This window comes from Rhodovulum viride (genome assembly GCF_003265965.1).
GTDB classification, from domain to species: domain Bacteria; phylum Pseudomonadota; class Alphaproteobacteria; order Rhodobacterales; family Rhodobacteraceae; genus Rhodovulum; species Rhodovulum kholense.
On sequence record NZ_MUAV01000169.1, the window covers coordinates 1 to 543 of the forward strand.

At 63.5% G+C, this 543-nt stretch carries 1 protein-coding gene, 1 pseudogene and 1 other annotated feature; the gene and the pseudogene both read left to right on the forward strand.

From position 1 onward, the window contains the following. Positions 1-352: transposase (locus BYZ73_RS21675; protein ID WP_220086892.1), on the forward strand; the 352-nt coding region annotated here is incomplete at its 5' end. Continuing rightward, positions 307-423: a sequence feature (AL1L pseudoknot), on the forward strand. Its footprint overlaps the gene before it by 46 nt. After that, a pseudogene (locus BYZ73_RS23625) lies at positions 349-543 on the forward strand (IS3 family transposase); the annotation flags it as partial. (Overlaps the previous feature by 75 nt.) The gene BYZ73_RS21675 and the pseudogene BYZ73_RS23625, both read left to right, overlap by 4 nt.

Below are 543 nucleotides of genomic sequence, written 5' to 3' on the forward strand. Positions count from 1 at the left end.
CACTCAAAGGATGAGCCCTATGACGACAAGACGATTCACCCCCGCCTGTCCGGCTGAGCTACGCCAGCGTGGCGTTCCGCTGTTTCGGGAGAACCGCGCTGATTATGCCAGTGACAGCGCGGCATACCGTGCAATCGCGCCCAAGCTTGGCTGTTCGCCCGACAGCCTTCGTGTCTGGTGTCAGCAGGCCGAGCGCGATGCCGGCCAGCGAGTTGGCCTGACGACTGCCGAGAAGGATCGGCTCAAGGAGCTGGAGCAGGAGGTTCGTCAGCTGCGCCAAGCCAATGAGATCCTGAAGAGGGCCAACGCGTATTTCGCGGCGGCGGAGATCGACCGCCCGTTTCGCAAGTGAACGCATTTCTCGAAGGCCAACGTGGCGTCTTTGGCGTCGGGCCGATCTGCCGGGGTCTGGGGATCGCACCTTCGACGTATTACGCCTTCAAGTCCGTGGAGCGTGATCCGGACTTGGCATCGGATCGCGCCAGGCAGGATCGGCTGGACATGGCCGCCATCAGGACGGCCTTCGATGACAGCCGGGGCCGG